The organism is Streptacidiphilus anmyonensis (assembly GCF_000787855.1).
In the GTDB taxonomy this organism is placed as follows: domain Bacteria; phylum Actinomycetota; class Actinomycetes; order Streptomycetales; family Streptomycetaceae; genus Streptacidiphilus; species Streptacidiphilus anmyonensis.
In genome coordinates this window covers 47,110-53,389 of record NZ_BBPQ01000035.1, presented here as the reverse complement: position 1 = coordinate 53,389, position 6,280 = coordinate 47,110, and the positions used below count along the sequence as shown (strand labels likewise).

Annotated in this window: 4 protein-coding genes and 1 pseudogene; 3 read left to right on the top strand and 2 right to left on the bottom strand. The window is 73.6% G+C overall.

The annotated features are described in order from the left end of the window. Positions 1–993 (bottom strand): annotated as a pseudogene (locus tag TR50_RS47015) (hypothetical protein); the annotation flags it as partial. A 1,451-nt stretch (positions 994–2,444) separates the two neighbouring features. Next, the gene (locus TR50_RS25860) at positions 2,445–3,434 is read right to left on the bottom strand and encodes a LuxR C-terminal-related transcriptional regulator (protein WP_369405783.1); all 990 of its coding nucleotides are present in this window, start codon (positions 3,432–3,434) and stop codon (positions 2,445–2,447) included. Positions 3,435–3,714: 280 nt separating this feature from the next. On the opposite strand from TR50_RS25860, the gene TR50_RS25855 reads away from it, so the two are divergent. The 3 genes from TR50_RS25855 to TR50_RS25845 all read left to right on the top strand — a co-directional run. Next, a complete protein-coding gene (locus tag TR50_RS25855; RefSeq protein WP_042426685.1) occupies positions 3,715–3,993 on the top strand; it encodes a hypothetical protein in 279 nt (92 codons plus the stop codon). 7 nt (positions 3,994–4,000) lie between these two features. Beyond that, positions 4,001–4,264: a hypothetical protein gene (locus TR50_RS25850; protein ID WP_042426682.1), complete on the top strand. Its 264-nt coding sequence runs from the start codon at positions 4,001–4,003 to the stop codon at positions 4,262–4,264. 185 nt (positions 4,265–4,449) lie between these two features. After that, a partial coding sequence (locus tag TR50_RS25845) for an Ig-like domain-containing protein (RefSeq protein ID WP_042426680.1) occupies positions 4,450–6,280 on the top strand: 1,831 nt, incomplete at its 3' end.

Below are 6,280 nucleotides of genomic sequence, written 5' to 3'. Positions count from 1 at the left end.
GCCCCCGCCCGCCGAGGTGCCGCTGCCGTTGACGGCACCGCTGCCGCCGCCCCCGCCGGCGAAGTACCCACCCCCACCGCCGCCGCCGGTACCGATGCGGGAGGCGGCGCAGCCGCCGTCGAAGCTGCCCCCGGCGCCGCCGGTACCGACCGCGGCGCCGGAGAACCCGCCACCCGGACCGCCGTTCGTGACCTCACACAGTGGAACGGCGCCGGCGGCCCCGCCGGCACCCCCGGAACTGGTACCGGTACTGCCACCGCCCCCGCCCTGCCCCGGCGAAGCCCCAGGGCCGGTGGCACTTCCCGCGGTACCGCCGGTGGCATTCGACGTTGTCCCCCCGTTGCCTCCGTTGCCTCCCGTGGAGCCCGCTCCGGTGCCGCCGGCGCCACCGCCGCCCCCGGCGACCACCAGCAGGGAGCCGCCCGTGCTGATGCTGGAGGCCCCGCCCGCACCCGGACCTTCAAACTGGAGACCACTGAGCGGAAAACTCCCCCCTGGGGCGCCGCCGTTGAACCCGCCGGCACCCCCCGTCCCGGTGCCGTTGCAGCCTTTGCCGCCGGTGCCGCCGACGTCGACGGTGAAGGTCGTCGGCGCGGTGGTCTGCGGCAGGGTGGTCACCACCCGCGCCCCCGACCCACCGGTCCCCGTGACGGAACAGGTGGTACCGGTGTTGTCGGCGCCACCCGCGCCGTCCGCGGTGATCGTCACCACCGCCCCCGCCGGAACCGTCAAGGTCTGCGAAGCGCCGGTGAAGGTCAAGGTCTGCGACGGATCAGCCCGCTGCGCCCGCACCGGCGCGGCCCCCACCGGTGCGGCGGCCACCGGTGGAGCCGCGGCCGCCAGCAGCGCCATACCGGACAGCACCGCGCACCCCACCGACACCACCCCCACACCGCGCTCCCCACGCCGTCCACCCGAGCCGACCGGACCGGACACGACGACGGCACCGACCGGGGCGGCCCCACCGACCGCGGTCCTGTCGAACACGGCCACGGGCCACCGACGGCCGACCCGATACCACGACAGACAGCCCTGTCCACGCGTGCGAGCGCTCATCCGCGGGTCCACCTCTCCTCACAGCAAAGCGCCCCGCACCCCCACGCGACAAGAAAGCAAGCACGACAGGACACCTGACGGAAAATCATGACAAACCACAGTAGATACCCCGATCCGATCACTCCGAGGTAGCGAGGCAGTGACAAACCTCGTGTGTCGCAGCGCCTCGCACCAGCCGGCGAGAAGGACGAGCCACATCACCGGCCCGGTCCCCGCCGCCCCCGACCGGCAACCGTCCGGCAGCCGTCCGGCAGCGAGCGCGCCGCGCTGATCGAGCCGACCGTGCCCGTCCCGCGCGGGATCGACCGCCACCCCGCCGACCACAAAGTCGCCGGCCGCTACACCCGGCCCCCGCCCCAGGAGGCGAGCGCGACACCCCCGCCACCCGCCAGACCCTCGAACGCGCCCGCAACGCCCTGCGCCGCGACGCCCGCGCCCGACGACCCGGCCCGGTCCGACACCCGCCGGGCGCGCGCGACACCGTCGACGACTCGGCCGCCCACCCCGCCGACCCGGTCGGCCCGCCAGCCCCAACGGCGCACTGAGGGCCGGCGCGGCCGGCCAGCAGTACACCACCGCGCAGACGGCCGACCCCACCGACCAGGCCCGCCGCTTCGTGGCGCAGCCCATGGGTAGCCCCTCGGCCCTGCGGGCGGCCCCGGCCACCGGTGCGGTCGTGGTGCCGCCGGCTACCGGTGACGGGTGCGGTGACCGCACTGGTTACCAACACCGTCCGCGCGTTAGCGCTGGTTACCCGCTGCCGGACGGCGCATCACAGAGGTAACCAAGGCAGCCCGAAGCGGGTCCGTCGTGAAAGTAACCGGTAACGGGCGGACCTCGGACGGCAAGCGGCCCCGGAACCGTCGCGAGGAGGGCAAGCCCTGCAGGCCGCTCTACGCGAAGGACTCGACCCGACGCCCTCGCAGCCGCCGTACGCGAGGGCGACCCCCCGGCCCCTCGTCCGTCAGACCCGCGCACGGCTACGACGCGGACGCCTACCTGGCCGCCGTCGCCGCCGGCGGCCCCACCGCCGGACGGCTCCCGCTGATGTGAGTGTCCCGCCCTCTCGCCCGCCGGATCCCGGCGGCACATCCTCCTCCCGGCCCGCCTGCCGCGGGATCCGGCCGACCGCCCGGAGCGGCGCGTCCTGTGCGGTCGGCGCGCCCGGTTCCGTGGGTTGCCGCACCGGGCCGCGGCGACCGGCTTCGATCTGATTCCCGCCGAGGTCGGCCTCGGACCGAAGCGACGGCCCGCCACGCCGCGCGCCTGCCCGCCCCCTAGGCTCGGCAGAAGCAGCCCTGACACGCGATCACTGGCATTCGCGGGGCGCGCCGGGGAGCTCCCGCCAAGTCCATCCGGGCGGCCACGCCGCCGTCTCGTGGCTGCCGCTACAGCCAGCCGCGCTGAGCGGCCTTGAGGCCGGCCTCGAAGCGGCTGCTGGCGCCGAGGCGCTCCATCAGGGCCGCCATCTGGCGTCGGACGGTGCGCAGTCCGATGCCCAGGCGCTTGGCCGCGGCCTCGTCGGTCATGCCGCGGGCCAGGAGGGCCAGCAGTTCGCGTTCCGTGCCGGTGAGGCCGCCGCCCGTGTCGCGGGGAGCGGCCGCGCCGAGCGGCACGGCCGTGGCCCAGGCCTGCTCGTAGACGGCCGTGAGGGAGGCCACGATGCCGGGCTCGCGCGTGCACAGCGCCCCGGCCTTGGTGTCCGCGGGATCGACGGGGACCACCGCGACCTCGCGGTCGAAGATCAGCATCCGGGGCGGCAGCAGCGGCGCGGTGCGGACCTCGCCGCCGTTGTCGGTCAGCCAGTGCGCGTAGGCGTGCGTGGCCGGGTCGTTGCGGACACTGTCCTGGTAGAGCGTCAGAATCGCGATCCCGCGACCGAGCGCGTCGGCGTCCAACGGGCGCGAGGCGTCCAGACTGGCCTGGGACTGGGCCCCGCCCGGCATCACCGACAGGCACTCGCGGCGCAGCTCCTTCGCAAGGACCTCCAGCTTCGCGTCGATGGCGTCCATCCCGACCAGGCGCTCCGCCCCGTCCACGGGCGTGTTGGGGGCAAGCGAGCCGAAGGCGGCGACGGCCTCGGCGGCGGCCGCCCTGCTCGCGGCCAGCTGCTGGGCCCGGCGCGCCAGGTCCTCCTCCTGCCGGCGGACCATCAGGTCCAAAGCGATCTGGGGGCTGACGACCCGGAGCCCGCCAGGTGTGTCCCGTGAGGGGCGCACGAACGCGCGGTCGGCGAGATCGTCCAGTGCCGCCCGGACCCCGGCCTCGGGCAGCCGCGTGAGGGTCAGGAGGCCGGCCAGGTCCGACTGCGGATGCTGCAGCAGGGCCGCGTACACCGCCTCGACCGCCGGTTCGAGACCAAGGACACCGAGCACCATGATGGCCGCACCCCCGTGCGCGTCGTGACGCCAGCAGACCAGTTCGAGCAGGAGCGATCTTGTCAGGGCCCGGCCGACCGCGCAACGGACACCGGACGTCCGGGCACGGGGTTGGCACCAAGGTGCCGGGCACCTTGGTGCCCGGCCGTACCCGTTCCCGCCACCGCAGCCGCACCTGCATGCTCTTCCCAGAACGCCGGACGGAAAGAGAACACCGGAAAGACGGTAAATCACATCCGGCAATCAACAAATGATTTCACTATCGATCCGGGGGACCGTCATGTCGAAAATCGTCCGCGCCGCAGCCATCGCCGTCCTGGTCGCCGCTCCCGCGTTCGGGGCCACTGCCGCCGCGTCGACGACGGCTCTCGGTGACGGCATCGGATGGGACCAGGCCCCGGTGTCCGCGGCGGCAGCGAGCGCCCCGGTCACCTCCGCGGTGACGCCGGCGCAGACGAACGGCATCGGCTGGGACCAGGCGCCCACCGGCGCGGCCGCCGACGCCCCGGCGCCGTCGACGGCGGGCCCGGCGCACACGGACGGCATCGGCTGGGACTAGGAGAGCCATGCACCTCGTCCACCTGATCCTCACCCGCCCCGACCTGCACCAGCCCAGCCCAGCCGACGCGGAGCGGATCCTTGACACCCTGTGGGCCCACCTGGACCCCGGAACCGGCATCGAACACATGCGGACCCGGCCCCGACCCAGCGGAGTGGACCTCGGACTGTGGTTCAGCGGCGACGGAACCGACGGCGCCCAGCACGTCGCAGCCGCCGTCACCCGCCTCCTCGCCTCCCTCCCCGGCTGGACCGCCACAGCGCCGCACTGAACACGCGCCCGGCCGACAAATCAAGCCGACGCAATTCACGGGCCCTGCCCGGAAACACCGCGACACGAATTCGCGAATCGGGACGACCGGTTTCCAGGGCCCGTCGGCCCGCCCGCTCCTGCCGCACCGCCGACGCCCGTACCGCCGCACACCTGACCTTCACCACACAATTCGGGGGAACACCCATGCCTTCTTCTGCACGCAACCGCACCAAGCTCCGCACCCTCGCCGCACTGGCCGCAGCCACCCTCGGCGGCGTCACCATCCTCGGCCTGGGCGCGACGCCCGCCTCGGCCGCCACCGGCGCGCAGGTCGTGAACATCGCCGACGCCAACCTCGCCAAGGGGTACTGCAGCACGAACAGCGCCGGCAGCACCGGCTTCGACAGCAGCTGCAGCGCGGATGGCGGCAAGGGCGAGTACTGGTGCGGCGACTTCGTCTCCTGGGTGTGGCAGCAGGCCGGCATACCCGTCCCCGCCAGCGACCCGGCGTCGGTGCCCTCCTGGATGAGCACCCCCGGCTACCACACCCTCAGCAGCGGCTACACCCCCCAGCCCGGAGACGCCGTCATCTTCGGCGACAACAACTACCCCACCCAGGGCTCCCACATCGCCCTCGTCACCAACTACAGCAACGGCCTGCTGTCCGACATCGGCGGCGACGAGGGCGGCGGCGGAAGCCCCTGGTGGTCCACCAGCACCGTCCAGACCGACGAGGGCAACGGCGCGGCGTGGAACCCCAACGACAAGCTCTTCGCGGGGAGCTACCACATGTGGGTCCTCGGCTACGTCAGCGCCGGCGCGTCCACCAGCGGCGGCACCGTCCCCGCAGGCTTCAACGTCGGCATCGACGCAGGCGGCAGCCCCCTCACGGCCGGCCGGACGGTCTCCGGCACCTTGAACCTCACCGCGATGGCCAGCTCCCAGAAGGTCATCAACTCGCTGACCTACAAGATCACCGGACCGGGCGGCACCCAGTACATCGACGGCGGCACCGGCGCCGACAACTACGCCCAAACCTGGGACACCACCACCGTGCCCAACGGCACCTACACCATCTCGGTGACCGCGAACGAGATCGACGGCCAGAACCATCCCTACGGACCGATCAACTTCACCGTCAACAACACCCCCGCCGCTCCGCAGATCTCCGTCCCGTCCGGCCCCCTCGCCGGCACGATCGCGCTGACCGCCTCGGCCCCGGGGGCCGGCTCGGTCACCTACAAGCTGGACGGCAACGTGATCGGCACCTCGACATCCGGTCCGGACTTCTCCCTCGAGTGGGACACCGCGACGGCGACGCGCGGCGCGCACACGCTCACCGCTGTCGCGAGCAACTCCGGCGGCACCTCGCCTGCGTCCACGCCGCTGAACGTGACCGTCAGCGCCCACTCCAACCCGTCCCTGGCCGCGCTGCCGAACGGCGGCTTCGAGACCGCCTGGCACGGAGCCGACACCCAGAACGCCGCCGGCAGCCTGTGGTTCGCGTCCGGGACCGGGACGACCGTCTCCGGCAACCCCGCCGACCCGGACGCTCTGGGAGTCGCGCCGGGCACCTCGCCGTCGATCATCACCCACGCCGACGGCAGCTGGGTCGCCGCCTGGCACGGAGCCGACACCGACAACCCGACCGGCAGCCTGTGGATCGCCACCGGAACCGGGACAACGATCACGTCAGTCGCCGAGCCGGACAAGCTCGGCATCGCCGCCGACACGAGCCCCGCGCTGACCGCGGTGGCCGGTGGCGGCTGGGAGGTCGCCTGGCACGGAGCCGACACCCAGAACCCCACCGGCAGCCTCTGGCTCGCGGGCGGCACCGGAACGGTCATCTCCGGCAGCCCCGCCGACCCGGACACCCTCGGCGTCGCCACCGGAACCAGCCCCGCCATCGTCACCATGGCCGACGGCTCCTGGGAAGTCGCCTGGCACGGCACCGCCCAGACCGGCCCGGGCAGCCTGTGGCTGGCCAGCGGCACCGGAACCGCGATCAACGGCAACCCCACCGACCCCGACGCCC

Excerpts from the sequence above, each read along its gene's own strand:
- TR50_RS25860 (WP_369405783.1), bottom strand. The coding sequence starts at position 3,434 with ATGGTGCTCGGTGTCCTTGGTCTCGAACCGGCGGTCGAGGCGGTGTAC.
- TR50_RS25855 (WP_042426685.1), top strand. The coding sequence starts at position 3,715 with ATGTCGAAAATCGTCCGCGCCGCAGCCATCGCCGTCCTGGTCGCCGCT.
- TR50_RS25850 (WP_042426682.1), top strand. The coding sequence starts at position 4,001 with ATGCACCTCGTCCACCTGATCCTCACCCGCCCCGACCTGCACCAGCCC.